The sequence below is a fragment of the Streptomyces sp. NBC_01775 genome (genome assembly GCF_035917675.1).
In the GTDB taxonomy this organism is placed as follows: Bacteria; Actinomycetota; Actinomycetes; order Streptomycetales; family Streptomycetaceae; genus Streptomyces.
In genome coordinates, this window is record NZ_CP109104.1 from 7,907,575 (window position 1) to 7,923,340 (window position 15,766).

14 protein-coding genes and 2 pseudogenes are annotated in these 15,766 nt (G+C 71.9%); 9 read left to right on the forward strand and 7 right to left on the reverse strand.

Annotated features, from left to right (window positions below; all coding sequences use genetic code 11):
- Nucleotides 1-9: 9 nt before the first annotated feature.
- Nucleotides 10-1,530 (reverse strand): sugar porter family MFS transporter, encoded by a 1,521-nt coding sequence (locus tag OHB04_RS34905; protein ID WP_326809022.1) that lies wholly within the window; start codon nt 1,528-1,530, stop codon nt 10-12.
- A 183-nt stretch (nt 1,531-1,713) separates the two neighbouring features.
- Here OHB04_RS34905 and OHB04_RS34910 point away from each other — a divergent pair, with 183 nt between their 5' ends.
- From OHB04_RS34910 to OHB04_RS34925, 4 genes are all read left to right on the forward strand, one after another.
- A complete protein-coding gene (locus OHB04_RS34910; protein WP_326809023.1) occupies nt 1,714-2,625 on the forward strand; it encodes an aminoglycoside phosphotransferase family protein in 912 nt (303 codons plus the stop codon).
- An 82-nt stretch (nt 2,626-2,707) separates the two neighbouring features.
- Complete coding sequence (locus OHB04_RS34915) at nt 2,708-3,307, forward strand: SUKH-4 family immunity protein (RefSeq protein ID WP_326691636.1); 600 nt, start codon at nt 2,708-2,710, stop codon at nt 3,305-3,307.
- A gap of 127 nt (nt 3,308-3,434) precedes the next feature.
- The gene (locus OHB04_RS34920; RefSeq protein WP_326691637.1) at nt 3,435-3,668 is read left to right on the forward strand and encodes a hypothetical protein; all 234 of its coding nucleotides are present in this window, start codon (nt 3,435-3,437) and stop codon (nt 3,666-3,668) included.
- 132 nt (nt 3,669-3,800) lie between these two features.
- Complete coding sequence (locus OHB04_RS34925) at nt 3,801-4,370, forward strand: type 1 glutamine amidotransferase domain-containing protein (protein WP_326691638.1); 570 nt, start codon at nt 3,801-3,803, stop codon at nt 4,368-4,370.
- 154 nt (nt 4,371-4,524) lie between these two features.
- On the opposite strand, the gene OHB04_RS34930 is transcribed toward OHB04_RS34925, so the two are convergent.
- Nucleotides 4,525-5,418, reverse strand: a complete 894-nt coding sequence (locus tag OHB04_RS34930) for a Rieske (2Fe-2S) protein (protein WP_326809024.1) — start codon at nt 5,416-5,418, stop codon at nt 4,525-4,527.
- Nucleotides 5,419-5,564: 146 nt separating this feature from the next.
- On the opposite strand from OHB04_RS34930, the pseudogene OHB04_RS34935 reads away from it, so the two are divergent.
- Nucleotides 5,565-5,753, forward strand: a pseudogene (locus OHB04_RS34935) (CsbD family protein); the annotation flags it as partial.
- A gap of 159 nt (nt 5,754-5,912) precedes the next feature.
- Here the strand turns inward: OHB04_RS34935 and OHB04_RS34940 are convergent.
- Nucleotides 5,913-6,641 carry a hypothetical protein gene (locus OHB04_RS34940; RefSeq protein WP_405803022.1) on the reverse strand — a complete coding sequence of 243 codons (729 nt, stop codon included), beginning with the start codon at nt 6,639-6,641 and terminating at the stop codon, nt 5,913-5,915.
- Nucleotides 6,642-6,792: 151 nt separating this feature from the next.
- Between OHB04_RS34940 and OHB04_RS34945 the strand changes: the two are divergent.
- Both OHB04_RS34945 and OHB04_RS34950 read left to right on the forward strand, forming a co-directional pair.
- A pseudogene (locus OHB04_RS34945) lies at nt 6,793-7,154 on the forward strand (Hsp20/alpha crystallin family protein).
- 174 nt (nt 7,155-7,328) lie between these two features.
- The gene (locus tag OHB04_RS34950) at nt 7,329-7,730 is read left to right on the forward strand and encodes a DUF2267 domain-containing protein (protein WP_326693063.1); all 402 of its coding nucleotides are present in this window, start codon (nt 7,329-7,331) and stop codon (nt 7,728-7,730) included.
- Between the two features lie 111 nt (nt 7,731-7,841).
- Here the strand turns inward: OHB04_RS34950 and OHB04_RS34955 are convergent, their stop codons facing one another.
- The 3 genes from OHB04_RS34955 to OHB04_RS34965 all read right to left on the reverse strand — a co-directional run bounded on the left by OHB04_RS34955 (nt 7,842) and on the right by OHB04_RS34965 (nt 12,962).
- Nucleotides 7,842-9,212 carry a lanthionine synthetase C family protein gene (locus tag OHB04_RS34955; protein WP_326809025.1) on the reverse strand — a complete coding sequence of 457 codons (1,371 nt, stop codon included), beginning with the start codon at nt 9,210-9,212 and terminating at the stop codon, nt 7,842-7,844.
- Nucleotides 9,209-12,673: a thiopeptide-type bacteriocin biosynthesis protein gene (locus OHB04_RS34960; RefSeq protein WP_326809026.1), complete on the reverse strand. Its 3,465-nt coding sequence runs from the start codon at nt 12,671-12,673 to the stop codon at nt 9,209-9,211. The genes OHB04_RS34955 and OHB04_RS34960 overlap by 4 nt, the downstream gene beginning before the upstream one ends.
- A gap of 124 nt (nt 12,674-12,797) precedes the next feature.
- A complete protein-coding gene (locus tag OHB04_RS34965) occupies nt 12,798-12,962 on the reverse strand; it encodes a hypothetical protein (protein WP_326691642.1) in 165 nt (54 codons plus the stop codon).
- Nucleotides 12,963-13,719: 757 nt separating this feature from the next.
- Between OHB04_RS34965 and OHB04_RS34970 the strand changes: the two genes are divergently transcribed.
- Together OHB04_RS34970 and OHB04_RS34975 are read left to right on the forward strand one after the other, a co-directional pair.
- Nucleotides 13,720-14,067, forward strand: coding sequence for a MerR family transcriptional regulator (locus tag OHB04_RS34970; RefSeq protein ID WP_326691643.1), 348 nt, complete (start codon nt 13,720-13,722; stop codon nt 14,065-14,067).
- Nucleotides 14,068-14,123: 56 nt separating this feature from the next.
- A complete protein-coding gene (locus OHB04_RS34975; RefSeq protein WP_326691644.1) occupies nt 14,124-14,993 on the forward strand; it encodes an LLM class flavin-dependent oxidoreductase in 870 nt (289 codons plus the stop codon).
- Between the two features lie 259 nt (nt 14,994-15,252).
- Here OHB04_RS34975 and OHB04_RS34980 read toward each other — a convergent pair whose 3' ends face one another.
- Entirely contained in the window at nt 15,253-15,723 is a 471-nt protein-coding gene (locus OHB04_RS34980) for a MarR family winged helix-turn-helix transcriptional regulator (RefSeq protein WP_405807250.1), read from the reverse strand.
- Between the last annotated feature and the right edge of the window lie 43 nt (nt 15,724-15,766).

Consider the following 15,766-nt stretch of genomic DNA (forward strand, 5'->3'; position numbering starts at 1 on the left):
GCGCCGCGCCTACGGGGCCGGGGTGCGGCCGGGGCGCTGATGGGTCTCGCCGGTCATCTGCTCCAGCGAACGCTGTTTGGTCTCGGGAACCTTGCGCTGGACGAAGAAGAAGGACAGCAGCGCGAAGAACGCGAACGCCCCGTACAGCCAGGACAGCCCGACCTTGCGGGTCATCGGCTCGAAGGAGAAGGTGACGATGAAGTTGAAGATCCAGTTGGAGGCGGTCCCGATCGCCAGCGCCATGGCCCGCATCCGGTTGGGGAACATCTCCGCCAGCATGATCCACATGATCGGGCCCCAGGAGAGCGCGAAGAAGACGACGAAGGCGTTCGCCCCGATCAGCGCGACCGGCCCGTAGGGATGGGGCAGCGACACATCGGTGCCGCTGCCCTCCTGCTGGGAGAAGGCGACGGCGGTCATCAGCAGTGACAAGAACATGCCCGTCGAGCCGATGGACAGCAGCCGGCGCCGGCCGACCCGGTCGACGAAGAACATGGAGACCACCGTCATCACCACGTTGATCCCCGCGGTGATCACGGAGGTGGTGAACGAGTCGGACTCGCTGAAGCCGACCGACTTCCACAGCGTCGTGGAGTAGTAGAAGATCGCGTTGATGCCGACCAGCTGCTGGAACGCGGCCAGGATGATGCCCACCCACACCAGCGGATGCAGCCCGAACTGCTCGCCCCGGATGTCGGCGAAGCTGCTGCGGTGCTCCTTGTGCAGCGTCTCCCTGATCTCGCTGACCTTCGCCTGCGGATCGCCCTCTCCGGACACCCGGCCCAGCACCCCGGCCGCCTGGTCGTACTGCCCCGTGAGGACGAGATAGCGCGGGGACTCGGGAATGAGCAGGGCCAGCCCTCCGTAGACCAGGGCGGGGACGACGCCGACGAGGAACATCCAGCGCCATGCCTGCATCCCGAACCACAGCTCGTGCGAGGCGCCGCCGGCGGCGCCCGCCAGGCCCTTGTTGGAGCTGAGCACCACCAGCTGGCCCACGGTGATGGCCAGTTGCTGGAGCGAGCCGAGCGCGCCGCGGCCCGAGGCGGGGGCCACCTCGGAGATGTAGGCCGGGGCGATCACGGAGGCGATGCCGATGCCCAGCCCGCCGATCACCCGCCACACCAGCAGATCGGGCACGGAGAAGGCGAAGGCGGAGCCCGTGGAGCTGATGAGGAACATCACCGAGCCCAGCAGCATCACATTGCGCCGCCCCCAGCCGTCGGCCAGCCGCCCGGCGTACCAGGCGCCCACGGCGCAGCCCAGCAGGGCAATGGAGACGACGAACCCGGACAGGAACGAACCGAGGCGGAAATGCGCTCCCAGGGCATCGACAGCGCCGTTGATGACGGAGGAGTCGAAACCGAAGAGAAAGCCGCCGACGGCGGCTGCGATGGAAATACCGACGGCTTTGCCGTGGTGGCCGGAGGGCTGCTGGGAATGCGAAGCCGTCTCAACCATGAGCGTCACCTGGCCAATTCGTTCCGGGCTGTTCTGTTCGTGTTTCCGTGCACGGTGTTTCCGTTGCACGCGAGGCGCGGAACCAGTCCTCGTGCAGGCGCCCCGCCTTTTCGCGCCCGGAATGAGCCATTATGCCGAAAAAGTCCGTGCGATTTCGTATCGTTGCCTACAGCCGCTGCCGAGGCAACATCCTGCTGCCTGGAGTCGGATATCCGTTTGCGGGACCCGCGGCGGCCCGGTCACCATCCCTGGATGGTCAAAAGCCCCTACAGCGACGGCCGCGCGGGAATCGACGCGGAGCTGGTCGAGCGTCTGATCGCGGCACAGTTCCCGCGCTGGAGCGGGCTGCCGGTCCGGCCGGTCGAGGCCGACGGGTGGGACAACCGCACCTACCGGCTCGGCGAGGAGATGACGGTGCGGCTGCCCACCGCCGAGGGCTACGCCCCGGCAGTCGACAAGGAGGACCGATGGCTGCCCCTCCTCGCCCCGGCGCTGCCGGTGCCCGTCCCGCCCGTGCTGGCCAAGGGCGAGCCGGGGGAGGGGTACCCCTTCAGCTGGTCGGTGCGCGGGTGGCTCGACGGGGAGACCGCCCGCCCCGAGCGCGTTGACGACCTGCCGGGGTTCGCCGTCCGGGTGGCGGAGTTCGTCCTGGCCCTCCAGCGGGTGGACGCGACGGACGGGCCGCGTGCGGGGGCGCACAGCTTCTACCGGGGCGCGCCGCCGGGCCACTACGACGGTGAGACCCGGCGCGCGCTGGCCGCGCTGGAGGGACGGATCGACACCGCCCGGGCCGCCGCCGTGTGGGACGCCGCTCTCGCCTCCGCCTGGCAGGGACCCCCCACGTGGTTCCACGGCGACATCGCCCACGGCAACCTGCTGGTACGGGACGGCGAACTGGCCGCCGTCCTCGACTTCGGGACCTGCGGCGTCGGCGACCCCGCCTGCGACCTGGTGATCGCCTGGACGCTGTTCTCGGGCGAGAGCCGCGAGGCGTTCCGCGCGGCCGTCGGCCAGGACGGCGCCATGTGGGCGCGGGCTCGCGGGTGGGGCCTGTGGAAGGCCCTGATCTGCCTGGCCGAACACCTCGACACCGACGCCGAACGAGCCGCCGAGGACCGTCACGTCCTCGACGAAATCCTCACCGACCATGACCACTTCGGGTAGCCCCGGCCCCGTCCGTATGATCACTCCGGACAGCGATGTGAAGCGGAACCGGAGAACATGAAGTGAAGCGGAGCCGGAGAACATGACGCGAGCCCTCGACCGGGAGACGCTCGAAAGGCGGTTCCGTCCGGAGGAACTGGTCACCCTGCCGGAGCGGGCCCTGGCGGGTATCCGGCACGAGCCCAGCCGTGCCTTCCTCCGCAACATCGGGATACCCGTACGCCCCACCCCCTGGTTCGACCTCATCGAGCGCGACGAGCCCGAGTACAAGCGGCTGAGCGACAGCTACGAGGAGGACCTGCGCACGGTCTGGCCCGGGCTGCCCGACGGCGCGGAGAACTGGCTCCTGATCGGCATGATCCCGTACGAGGACTTCGCCCTCGACAGCGGCACCGGAGCCCTCGTCCTGTTCCCCCAGGACCACGACGAGCCCTACGTGCTCAACACGGATCTGGCGTCCTTCGTCCGCTTCCTCTGTCTGCTGGAGGAGGAACGTCCGCACTACGACGAGGACTTCGAGCCGGACGAGGGAGAGGAAGAGGGGGAGGGCGAAGCGGACTGCGTGGGCGCCGCCCGCCGCCTGGCCGCGCGGATGCGTGAGATCGACCCCGCCGCGCTGGAGGTCCCCCACTCCCGCTGGCACGACATCCTGGACTACATCGCCTATCCGGCCGCGCGATAGCCGAGGGCCGCCAGTCGGGCGGTTTCCGCCGCGCTCCGTTTTCCCGCCGGTGACCCGGGGTTACACAGCTGTTCTGACGCGCATCCACCGCGCTCTGTCACCCCGCTGCCCCGCACAGGAGAAAACCATGGCGACCTGCGATGTCTGTGGCAACGACTACGACCTGTCCTTCGAAGTGCGCACGGTCGGCGGCAGCCACACGTTCGACAGCCTCGAATGCGCCGCCCAGAAGCTTGCACCCATTTGCGACCACTGCCAGTGCCGGATCCTGGGGCACGGGCTCCAGGCCGACGGCCAGTTCTTCTGCTGCGCCCACTGCGCCAGGGAGAGCGGAAAGTCGAAGCTGGCCGACCGCGTCTGAGCGACTTGTCGCACTTCGGATTTGACGCCGCACAGCGGGGAACCCCAGGTGACCGAAATCGGAAGCCACAGCGCGAAGCGTCGCGGCGCGTCGGCGCGGAGGCGCGCGCGTCGCAACGAGTGAGGAAGAGACATGGCTGACAAGGACCTCAGCGGCCGTCGGGTGCTGGTGATCGTGACCAACTACGGCGTCGAGCAGGACGAGCTTCTCGTGCCCGTACGTCACCTGCGGGAGGGTGGCGCGGAGGTCGACATCGCCGCCGCCCACGCCGAGCCGGTCAAGACGCTCGTCGGCGACAAGGACCCGGGCGAGACAGCCGAGCCGACGCTCACCCTGTCCGACGCCGACCCCGGCGGCTACGACCTGCTGCTCATCCCCGGCGGCACCCTGAACGCGGACGCGCTGCGCCGGAACGAGTCGGCGATCGACGCCGTCCGCTCCTTCACCACCTCCCACCGGCCGGTCGCCGCCATCTGCCACGGGGCGTGGGCGCTGGTCGAGGCGGGCGTGGTCGGCGGCAAGACGCTGACCTCGTACCCGTCCCTCCAGACGGACATCCGCAACGCGGGAGGCAGTTGGGTGGACAAGTCGGTCGTCAGCGACGATGCCGAAGAGTGGGTGCTGGTGACCTCGCGGACCCCCGACGACCTGGACGACTTCCTCCAGGAGGTCGACGAGGCCCTCACCGGCCCTGGCAGCTGAACCCGGCTCCGGGAGCCCCGGGGGCTGCGGGAGCCACCGGCTACTGGTCGCGGCCAGGGGCGGCGACCGGTGCCACGGCCGCGACCAGTGCGTGGTCCTCCCGGGTGCCCGACGAGGGGGACGGCGGACTCTTTGGCCCTTCCAGCGTGGCGGGTCACCCGGCGCCCGGCATCCGGGCCTCCAGCGTGCCGTCCTCCCGCACCCGGGTCTCGAACACGGGCTGCGGGGAGGTGGCGGGCCCTCCCACGTTCCAGCCGTCCGAGAGACGGAAGACGCTGCCGTGCCACGGGCAGGTCACACAGCCGTCCGCCACCTCCCCCTGGGAGAGCGGCCCGGAGGAGTGGCTGCACCGGTCGGCGAGCACCGTCACCCGCCCCTCGGGCTCCCGGAACACCATGACCGGCACCTCGCCCAGCTCCCTGCGTACCGCCTCACCTGCCGGGAACTCCGCCACGGGCCCCAGCGCGTACCAGCCCGGTTCGAGCAGGTGCGGCACCGGCTCGGCCTTGTTGGCGCCGGACGCCTGCCGGAAGGCGAGGTGCCCGCCCAGGAGGGCGCCGCACCCCGCCGCGGACAGACCGGCGAAGCCCAACGCGCGTCCCCACCCCGTACGTCCACGGCCCCGCGCCGTCCAGGAGCCGGCGTACAGCCCCACCGCCAGCACGTTGGAGGCCGCGTGCACCAGGCCGCTGCGCAGCTGCTGCTCGTGCTGCTCGGCCCAGTCCACCCATCCGGCCAGCGCCGCCGGGACCGCACCCGCGAGGCCGACGCCCACCAGGGTGCGGGCGCCCCGCTGGTGGCCGGGGGCCAGATCCAGCACGGCAGCCGAGAGCCAGGCGCCCATGGGGAGCTGCACCAGCGCGGGGTGCAGCGGATGGCCCAGCCACCGGCCGTGGAGTACGTCCCGGGCCCGCCCCAGGGGCAGTGCCCGTGCCGCGCGCCGTACGGGTCCGATCACGCCGTCGAGGGCCGTGGCGTCCCCGAGAGAGTCCAGGACTTTGAGGGCTGTTTCAGTAGGTTTCTTGCGGTATGGCGGGAAAGATCGCATCCGGGACAGTTAGCCGTAGGCCGCAGAAGTCAAACTCCCGGGTTCACGCTCCCGGCCGCCTCCGGATGCGCCCGTGCCGGGCCTGCGGCAGCGTGGAGGGGACGGGCACCACACGTGCCGTCCCTCCCCGCACTTAAGGAGCCGTCATGGGTGAGCAGCGCGGCGCAGCCGACAAGCTCAAGGGCAAGGCCAAGGAGATGGTTGGCAAGATCACCGGTGATGACCGCAAGCGAAGCGAGGGCCGCACCGACCAGACCAAGGGCAAGGCCAAGGACACCATGGGGAGCGCCAAGGGCAAGGCGGCGGGCATGAAGGACTCCCTGACGGACGAGGACCGGAGCGGGGGCCGGGGCCGCCACAAGGACAAGCACATGGGCAGCCATCACAAGGACAGGCGCATGGGCAGGAGCAAAGGCCAGGACCAGGGCAAGGGCGAGGACTGAGCATTCAGTCGCCGGAGGTCTGAGCCTTCGTGCCGCCGGAGGGCTGAGCTTTCAGCCGGCGGCGTCGCGCTGGTCGTTGCTGTCCTGGCGCAGCCGCTCCGTGCGCCGCGTCAGGGTGTCGATGCGCGAGGCCAGCTCCGGGTGCGCGTCCCCCAGGTGGGTGCGGGTTTCCGCGAGGGGCGGGAGCAGGTGCGCGGCGTCGCTGTGACCGAGGGCGTGGGTCAGGCTGTCGAGGGGGGCCTGGGCCTCCGGCGGCAGATCGTCCAGCGCGGTGATCTGCCCCGCGAGGCGCCGCAGGTCGGCCGCGTGCTCGCGGGCCCAGGCGGTGACGGTGCGGTCGGCAGCGCGGTGGTCGCGGGCGGCCTTGACGCGCTCTTCTCCCGTGGTGCCCGCGGCTCCGGGGCGCAGCCGCAGATAGCGGCGCTCGGCGGCCTGACGGCTGGCGACGCCGAGGGGGCCCGCGAGGTCGGCCCAGCTGGCCCCTGCCTCACGCGCTGTTTCGATCAGCCCCGTCTCCCATCCGGCCAGCTGTTCGCGCACTTCGCGCAGCAGGAGGAGCGTGGCCAGGGCCTGTTCGACGTCCTGCCGGGGCTCGGCGGATTCGGCGGTTCCGGAGGGGCCGGTGGTCTGGCCGGGGGCCGGGGTCCGGGCGGCGCGCAGGGCCTGGTCGATGGTGCCCAGCGCGGTCGAGGCGGTGAGGAAAGAGGCGGGACTCGCGCTCTGTGAGCGCCTCTCACCGAGGGAGGGGCGCTCCTGCTGGGAGGGGGTGTGCTCGGCCACGGGTGTGCTCCTCCGGGCTGATGTCGTCCTTTCAACGACATACTACGTGTCACCTTCCCGACGACGAACAATTTGTCATCCATTCGATGACGTGCTAGAACCAGATAGAGCGCATTGGCAGGTACTGCCTGAACCCACGGAGGTGTCCGAGATGTTGATGCGCACCGATCCCTTCAGCGAACTCGACCGCCGCGCCCAGCAGTTGACCGGCTTGGACAAGGGCGCCATCGACGTCACCGTCGAGCGGAACACGCTGACCGTCAGGGCGGAGCGCCGACCGGTTCCCAAGGCCGGGAACGTGTGGACGGGGCTGTCCGAGCGGCCGTCGGGCGTCTGGTCCCGGCGCGTGCTGCTCGCCGACACCCGGACGCGGAGCACATGCGCGCCGGCCGCGAAGCGGGCTTCCTCACGCTGCGCATCCTCGTCACCGAGCGCGCCAAGCCCCGCAAGATCATGATCGGCGGCGCCACGGAGAGCGAGCAGGAGCCGCAGAACAAGCAGTTCTCCGGCTGAGTTTACTCCCCGCCTCCATCTCCCCCTCCTTCCTCTTCCGCCTCTCCCGCACCTTTCCCCTCACCCCTTGTTCCCGAGTCTGTCGAACGACGAGAAAGGCATCGCATTTTCATGATCCAAGAGAGTGGTACGGACAAGGTCCACGCGAGCGGTACGGGCCGGTCGCAGCCGTCCATGACGTGGACCCGGCTGTTGGAGACGGTGCGGTACGACGGCGCCTACCCCACCCGGGAGCGGGCCGAGCAGGTCACCGTCAACGTGCTGGCGGCGCTGGGCCGCCAGCTCACCGGGGACGAGCGCGTCGACCTGGCCGCCGTACTGCCCGAGGAGGCGGCGGAGGTGTTCACGGCCCAGGTGCCGGCCGTGGAGAAGCTGACCGGCTGGAGCTTCGTGAAGGACCTGGCCGTCCGCACCAATGCTTCTCCCGCCACCACCCGCTGGGACACCGGCACCGTCTTCGCCGTCCTCGCCCGCCTGGCAGGCCCCGGCCTGCTGGCCCGCGCCCTCGCCCAACTCCCCACCGGCTACGCGCTCCTGTTCGGCCAGGCCCAGCTCACCCCGCCCCGCGCCGCCTAGCGCCGCACCCGGCCTGGCTTGCGTCGCCGGAAGAGTGGCGATCGACCCGTGCGGGAGCAGGGCGACGACGCGGGGCCTCGCCGGGCCATCCGTGGATGCGGACGAGGTGGCTCAGTTGAGCATCAGCAAGGTGTCCCACCCACTGGCCGTGGGGCGGCCGTTGGCGTACGCGTGCAGGACGAGGGCGATCCCGGCCGCGCCGTCGAGGAGGCCCGGCATGTCCAGGTACAGGTCGGCCGCCGGCTGGAAGTAGCGGTATCCGAAGGGGGAGTCGGGCTCGAAGCCCCGCAGCAGACGGGCGGCGACCTCGTCGGCGGCGGCGCCGAGCCCCGCCTCGGGATGGTCCAGCTCACACAGCGTCAGCAGATGGAGCACGCTCGACCAGCCGTGGCACAGCGCGTGGTCGTTGATGCCCCACTGGTCAACCGGGCGCCGGACCATGGCCCGCACCGTCTCGACCCCGGCGCGTGTCCACGCGGGACGGCTGAGCGCGCGGCCCGCCATGCCGAGTGCGCGGGCCGTGCCCGGCGCGCCGTAGCACCAGGAGGGGCGGGCGGGAAGCGGTGTCTCATGGCCGTGCCGGTCGGCGTAGTAGCGCAGCGGTAGGTAGGGAGTCCAGTACGGTCCCGCCTCGTCCCATTCGCGCCAGGTCAGCAGCCACTCGGCCATCGACTCGATGGCCTCGGCCTGGCCCGGCACCCGTGCGCCCTCGTGCCAGGCCAGCGACAGGAGGGCGAGCGGGCCGGGGATGCCGTGCGCGAGCCCGAAGTTGGCCTGCCCGTCGTCGAATTCCTCGGCGACCCGCGTGCGCTTCGTCGGCCCGTACCACCAGCCCGGTACCTCGGTCCCTTTGACATGCAGGGGTTCGCGGAGCGCGGTGAGGGAGGTGAGGGCCGCCCGGAGCGCGTCGTCCTGGGTGCGCCGGTGCAGCAGATAGCGGGCGATGCCGCTGAGACCGCTGAGGACGTCGATGACCGCCGGGTACGTCGGCACCCCCGCGTCCCGCGTCGAGGTGTGCAGCGCCGCCAGCCGGTGGGCGTAGTCGGCCATGCGTGCGTCCGTACGGTGCAGCAGCGACGCGTACTCCCCGTCGTGCACGGCCGCCGCCCGCACCGCGCTCGCCAGCGCGCCGACCCCCGAGAACGCGCCCTGCACGGGCGAGCGTTTTGTCGCGGCGGCCGTGAGTTCGAGATAGCGGTGCGCGGTGGCCCGGTGCGCCGCCGGGTCGCCGGCCGGCGCGTCGCCTCGCCCGAGTTCGGCGTACAGCAGCGCCAATGCCGGGTAGCCCCGGTTCAGCGAGCCCGGCTCCCAGACGGGGGAGCGCGAGTCGTCGACCTCGGCGTGCGTACCGTTCGCCACGGTCGCCGCCACGACCGCTTCCGGGTCCCGCAACCGTGCGGTGACCTCGGCGACGACTCCGGCGGCGGCGCGGCGCAATTCCGCACGTGTGTCCGGGACGGGGCCCGTCCGTATTTCGCTCATGTGTGCTCCGCCCGGCCGGCCCGGGCGCGTACGACACTGCGCAACAGCCCGTACGAGTGGCGTTCGGCGCCGGGATCCATGCCGAGCAGCCGGTTGGCGTGCATGTGCAGGACGCCCGCCACGGCCGAGCCCCGCTCCGGCGAAGGCACCAGGCCCGAGCCGAGGCCGAGTGCCCGTCCGTACTCCCGCGCGGCTCGCGTCAACTCGGCGCGGTGCACGGCCAGTTCCCCGCCCGCGCTGCCCGTCCCGCCGCCCGCGCTCCCGGTCCCGCCGCCCGCGCTGCCCGTCCCGCTCCCGGTGTCGGCCACGCTTCCGTTGTCGAAGGAGAGGGCGAGCTTGGTGGCCGCCCGTCGCCGCACCGCCGGGATCTCGTTCTCCAGCTCGGCCGGATAGGCGGCGAGCACCCAGCTCCACCAGTCCCAGTCGCCGAGCGCGTCGAGCAGCGCCGCGTGGTTCAAGGCCGCGAGCGTCTCGGGCGGCACCGGCAGTTGCCCGCGAGCCCGCGCCGCCAACTGGGCGGTCACCAGGCGGCTGTCGGCATGGAAGAGCCGTTCGGCGGGGGTGAGGGCGGCGGGGCCGCCGTACCGGTCGGTCTCCGGCTCGTAGGTGTCGAGCACCAGCTTGCGGATGGCGCCCTCAGCGGCGGCCGACGCGGCCCACTCGTGCAGCGCCGGCAGCACCCGCTCCCGGATCGCGCCGGGCTCGCCGTGCAGCCGTAGCCGCAGATGGGCGCCCGGATCGGCGTACCGCAGGAAGAACCAGCGGTCCACGTCCCCCTCCACCCGCGCCAGCAGTGGCGGCAGCTCCCGGACGAGCAGCGTGTCCAGCCGGTCCCTGGCCGCGTACACCTTCGCGTACAGCCACTCACCGCCCGGTGCGTGCCGTACGCGCGAGGCGGCGGCGCGGGGCGCCCTCGGCGCGGCGGGGCGGGGACGCACGGGCACCAGCGGCACGACGACCTCCGTGGCGTATCCGCCCGACCAGCCCAGCTCGGCGGGATCCGCCAGCGGCGATTCCTGCACCAGCGGCACCGAGCGGCCCACCAACTGGGTACGCAGGAGCTGTTGGTGCGCCGGTGCCGTCAGGTCCAGGTCGAGATGGTGGTCCAGGACGCTCACCCGCAGCACGTCGGGCACCGCGTACCGCCCGCGCCACCGCTCCAGCGCCCGCAGCCAGTCCTTCTCGTCCAGCCGCCTGTCCCGCAGCTCGGGCGGGGGGCGCCAGCGCGCGGGCGACAGGACGGTGCGGCCGTGCCGTACCCGGGGCAGACAGGGCAGCGCGTCCAGCCTGCTCCACTGCCAGGGCGCCCACGGGCGCAGCCCGCTCATGCCGACCCCGGCCAGGAAGCGGGCCGTGTTGGGGGCCTCGGTCGTGATGTTGAGCATGCTGGGGCGCAGGACCGAGATCTCGCGCCCGGTGGAGGCGCGGACGAGGAACAGACGTTCCCCGGTCGCGCCCACGGCCACGTCGTCCAAGCCGATGCCGTGTTCGGGAGTGTCCTCGGGGTCGGGGAAGCAGCCGACGCAGACGGCGTGGGCCGCCAGGCGGGGGACGCGGGCGACGTTGTTGGAGCGTGCGCCGCGCGGCTGGAAGAAGAGCTGAACAGGAAGCGGAGCTTCCGGACCAGGACCGCCAGGACCGCCCGGCCCGTCGACCGGCCCACCCGGCCCGTCGACCGGCCCACCCGGCCCGCGGCCGGACCCACGGTCCGCCTCGCTGTGCAGCGCGGCAAGGTCCCGCTCAGCGTCGATCAGGTGCGCGAAGCGGCCCGCCATCGCACCGGCGCTGTACGACCCGTTGGCGACCACCAGCCGGAAGTCCCCCGCGGCCAGCGCCGCCGCGGAACGGGCCAGCGGCTGTACGCACAGGTCGAGCGAGCCGGGCGGCAGCGCCGCGCCGCTCTGCTCGGGCGCGAGCTGGGCGAGCAGCCGCTCATCCAGGACCAGTTCGGCCCCTGTTCCCGCCGTCAGCACCTCGTGCACAGCCTGCCCCAGCGCTTCGTCCCGCGCCGAGGAGTAGGGCATTGCCGACTCCGGATCCGACGGCCCGCGATCGCTCGACGGCACCCGGTATCCGGCCGGTGCCCCCAGCCCGAGATGCGGATCCAGCACCTCCCGTACGAGCACGGGCCGGTCGGTGCCGTACCTGTCGAGGAACGCCCGGTGGTACTCGGTCAGATGCGCGTACTGCCCCTCGGCAGGCGCCAGCCGCCACAGCACACCGGCGGCCCGGGTCACCTCGTCGGCGACCGCGTACGGCAGCCGGACGTCGCTGTCGACGCGCAGATCGACGTGGATGGGCGGATGCGCGCCGTCGTCCCCCGCCCCACCCGCCGCTTCCGTACCGGTGGCGCGGAAGGTGGCGGCACCGGTGGTGGCACTGGTGGCGGCGGAGGTGGCGCGGACCTCGCGCATCGCGGAGAGCGCGGCGCGCCAGGTGTCACGTCCCGCGCCCGGCGCGGCTTCCGCGTAGCTGCCGAGCAGCCCCGCGACCCGGCGCAGCCCGGCGGCCGTGGCGGAAGTCGTGCCGGAGAGACGGGAGTTGACGTAGGCGAGCTGATCGGGCCTGTCCTGACGGGCCCCGGCATCGGTGAGCAGTACCTCCCGGTCGAGGAGCCCCACGAGCAGCCGCTCGACGTCCTCCCGCCCCGCCTCGGGGAAGGAATCCTGGACGGCGCCGCGCAGCGCCGCGAACGACAGCGGACGGCGCGCGGCCTCGACGGCGGCCCGGACGACGGGGCTGTACCCGACCGTCATCTCGTGCGGCACAGGCTCCGAGGACGACGCACCCCGCGCCGCCCGGACATAGGGGAGGACGAGCCGGTCGCCGCGCACGGCGCACAGATTGTTGACGACGACGAGCAGCGCCTCCCGCGCTTCGCCGTCGTGGTGCAGCCCCCGCACGATCTCATCCAGCCAAGCGGCGTCAGGCCGCGCGTGCTTCCGGTGGAGGGATCCCGTGCGTACGGAGGTCTCCCCGCCCAGGCGCGCGGTGTGCACACCGGCCAGCAGTCCGAACGGGGTGGGGCGGCCGGTCATCCGCAGCACATAGCGGGTCACGGCGAGCGTGGCGCGCCGCAGCTTGGCATCGGGGACGGGGGCGCCGTCCTCGGCCTTGGCGAGCGTGGCGGCCAGCGACGCGCTCGACACCTCGATGGCCTCCCGGACCACCGGGTCCTCGACCAGCGCCAGCAGGTGGTCCCGGACCCGGGGGGTGCCCTGCGTCCGGCTGACGTCGTGCGGGCCGTCGTCGTAGCTGGTCAGCGTGCGGGCGGCGCTGGGATGGGTGACCGGCAGCGCGGCCATCCGTACGATCCCGAAGGCCGCGGCGCGGAAGACCGGTTCCCGCTCCGGCCCCGGTTCCCGTTCGGGTTCGGACTCCGGGTCCGCTCCCGGTTCCGGACCCGCTCCCAGGTCTGCTCCCGGTTCCGGTTGGAGGTCTGCTGTGATCTTCTGCGGCACTGACTCCCCGTTCCCCCACCTGCCGTGGCACCGCCCGCCCCGGAGCCACGGGCTGGGCCCATGGGACGGGGCGGGCGGCGACCGATCAGCGGCGCCTCAGTTCAGCGGCGCCTCAGCCCGGACCTCAGCAACACGGCACGCACATGGCGACGCCTATGCCGTAAGTGTTGATGGTGGTCGGGGTCAGGGCGGCGTTCTCGTCGAGTTCGCGGGCGGCATCAGGGTGCGCCACCTGGCCCTCGACCGATTCCACGAGCTCCACGTCGAGATCGAACAGCGTGCTGGGCATTTCGGACCTCCCGTTGTGAGTTGCGTGCGTGCTTCAGCGCCTCCGCATTGGTGAAGGCTTGATGAAGACACGTCACCTTAAGTGTGAGCCTGGCGGAGAGCAACGGTTGACAACGGCCCGGAAATGTCGATGGGGGCCGGCAGTTCGGGCCGAGGGTGCCGCCGGTCGTGAACCGGATGGCTGGCGGACGCGGGCACCCATGAGTGGCCGTGGGCGTCCGTAAGTGGCTGTGAGCAGCCGGGACGGAGAACCTCACCCTCGAACGCACTAAAATCTGTCATGGCGGGAGTAGACATGGCCCAGGTCTGGGTCTAGAGTTCTTCTCGTAGCCAACGGAGTCAAAGAGGCGCGACAGAGGACGAACTGTCGCGGGAAGCATGTGGCACGGCAGTGGAGTTGTGGGGCCGGGAAGTGCAGGAGGGCCCCATCGCTGACTGCCGGACCAGGCGGCCAGTGGGGCCGCCCCGCGCAACCGAAGCCAGATCAGCAGTGCCGTTCAGAAACGGTCAGAAATCAGAGAGGAGCAGACGCCATCAGGATCGCCCGGGCGCGGCGTATATCCGCTCGGGTACCGCAGGCCCCGGATTGGAAGGTGGTCCCCGGTCACGCATCAGCGATCCCCGCATGATGGGCTTTTTATGCCGATATGCGGTATTCAGAGGCTGGCGCTCGGCGCCGGCAGATGGTGTTGAAACCCCTCGGGGCCCCGGTGCCGTTCGGCACCGGGGCCCCTCGACGCGTCCCAGAAGAGGTGCAAATGCCGCCAGAAAATCCACAGAACACCGCCGACCGGCTCGACGATGACGACTATCCCGCCTACACCATGGGGCGCGCCGCCGAGATGATCGGCGCCACCCCCGCCTTCCTCCGCGCCATCGGCGAGGCCCGGCTGATCGTCCCCCTGCGCTCCGAGGGCGGCCACCGCCGCTACTCGCGCTACCAGCTCCGTATCGCGGCCCGCGCCCGTGAACTCGTCGACGACGGAACCCCGATCGACGCCGCCTGCCGCATCATCATTCTTGAGGACCAGCTCGAAGAGGCCCGGCGTATCAACGAGGAACTGCGCAGCGCGCGGACCGGCCACGACGAGCCCGCCGAGGCCTGACCCGTCCGGCCCTCTATTCGATTGCTGTCTCTCCCGCGACCGAGCAGGATGCGGACATGCGTTTTTCCGTCAACATTCCGAACTTCGGAGACTTCGCGGACGCCAGGGCCGTCGCAACGGTGGCCACGGCGGCCGAGCAGGCGGGCTGGGACGGGCTCTTCGTCTGGGACCACGTGGTGCACGACAAGCGCAAGCGCCGGGGCCAGCCCTTCGGGGACCCGTGGATGCTGTTGACGGCGGCGGCGCTGGCGACCTCCCGGATCAGGCTGGGCACGCTGGTCACCCCGGTCGCCCGGCGCCGCCCGCAGCAACTGGCCCGTCAGGTGGCCACCCTGGACACCCTCAGCGGCGGCAGGGTCGTCTTCGGTGCGGGCCTGGGCGGGCCGGTCGAGGACGAGTTCGGCAGCTTCGGCGAGCCGACCGACCCCGTAGTGCTCGCCGAACGCCTGGACGAGGGCCTGGACCTGCTGAACCGCTTCTGGACCGGCGAGCAGGTGAACCATCACGGCCGGCACTACGAGGTCCGGGACGTGACGTTGCTGCCCGCCACGGTCCAGCGGCCCCGCCCGCCCGTATGGGTGGCGGGCTTCTGGCCGCACCGCCCGCCGATGCGTCGGGCCGCCCGCTGGGACGGCGCGGTCCCGCTTTTCAACTCCGCCAAGCACGGGGACATCCCCCCGGTGGAGGAGGTGCGCGACCTCGTGTCCTACGTGCGCCGGCACCGCGACGGCCAGGGCGACAGCCCCTTCGAGCTCGTCCTCGGCGGCGCCACCCCCGCCGACCCCGCCAAGGCGCGCGACCTGATCGGCCCGCTGGCCGACGCGGGTGCCACGTGGTGGGACGAGCGACAGTTCCAGACGGGCGAGGACCTCTACCGGCTCGCCCCCGTGCTACGTCGGATCGAACAGGGCCCTCCCGCTTTCTGACGCAGGGGGGCGCGGAGACCTGCCTGCCCCCCGCTCGCAACGGGCCGCGCGACCACCCCTCAGCCGGCCGCCGCGCATCCGCTCAGCAGCCGCCCGCGTTCTGGCCTCCTTCCGCTTCGGCCTCGTCGTGGAGACCGGAGCCGCCGCAGCACGCATACGGCAGCGGTACGCCCGCCCGCGTAACGGGCGCGGACGGGCGGGCCGTTGGAGGCACGGCGTGGTAGCAGATCCGGTCGGCGAGCGCCTTGCCGTGGGCGTCTCACTCGTGAGCCGACTGGTCGTCGGCGAGGGCTGCCAGGTGGGTGGAGAGATCATCGGCGAAGCGCCCGAGCAGCCGGCCGAGGTCCTGCCGGTCCTGGTCGGGCCAGTCGGCGAGGGCCTCGGCGAACCACCCGAGCACGACGCGCAGGTAGCGGTCGGTCGCCGAAGACCCCTCGGAAGTGGCCTCGATCAGGCGGGCCCGCTGATCGAGGGGATCGGTGACGCGGCGGACCAGCCCGCGCCGCGTCAGCTCGTTCACCTGTCGGGTGACGTGTGGCCCTACGACCTGCATCCGCGTGGCGATCTCGCCGATCCGCAGCGGCTGCCCGGCGAGATGCAGCGTTACGAGCACGGACATCGCGGGCCGCTCCAGGGGGAGGCCGGCCGCCTTCATGGCGTGCTCGGTCAGGCGACTCCGGTTGAGTACGCCGCTGAGCTGCGTCAGCCGGGGGAGCAGCCCCGTGAGCAGATCGGATGGGGGGTCGGCGCCCTCATGGCCGTCCGCTTCCTCG

What these genes read in the sequence shown, in the direction of transcription:
- OHB04_RS34975 (WP_326691644.1), top strand. Translation starts at nt 14,124, where the DNA reads ATGCGTTTTTCCGTCAACATTCCGAACTTCGGAGACTTCGCGGACGCC.
- OHB04_RS34920 (WP_326691637.1), top strand. Translation starts at nt 3,435, where the DNA reads ATGGCGACCTGCGATGTCTGTGGCAACGACTACGACCTGTCCTTCGAA.
- OHB04_RS34965 (WP_326691642.1), bottom strand. Translation starts at nt 12,962, where the DNA reads ATGCCCAGCACGCTGTTCGATCTCGACGTGGAGCTCGTGGAATCGGTC.
- OHB04_RS34970 (WP_326691643.1), top strand. Translation starts at nt 13,720, where the DNA reads ATGCCGCCAGAAAATCCACAGAACACCGCCGACCGGCTCGACGATGAC.
- OHB04_RS34915 (WP_326691636.1), top strand. Translation starts at nt 2,708, where the DNA reads ATGACGCGAGCCCTCGACCGGGAGACGCTCGAAAGGCGGTTCCGTCCG.
- OHB04_RS34930 (WP_326809024.1), bottom strand. Translation starts at nt 5,418, where the DNA reads ATGCGATCTTTCCCGCCATACCGCAAGAAACCTACTGAAACAGCCCTC.
- OHB04_RS34955 (WP_326809025.1), bottom strand. Translation starts at nt 9,212, where the DNA reads ATGAGCGAAATACGGACGGGCCCCGTCCCGGACACACGTGCGGAATTG.
- OHB04_RS34910 (WP_326809023.1), top strand. Translation starts at nt 1,714, where the DNA reads ATGGTCAAAAGCCCCTACAGCGACGGCCGCGCGGGAATCGACGCGGAG.
- OHB04_RS34950 (WP_326693063.1), top strand. Translation starts at nt 7,329, where the DNA reads ATGACGTGGACCCGGCTGTTGGAGACGGTGCGGTACGACGGCGCCTAC.
- OHB04_RS34925 (WP_326691638.1), top strand. Translation starts at nt 3,801, where the DNA reads ATGGCTGACAAGGACCTCAGCGGCCGTCGGGTGCTGGTGATCGTGACC.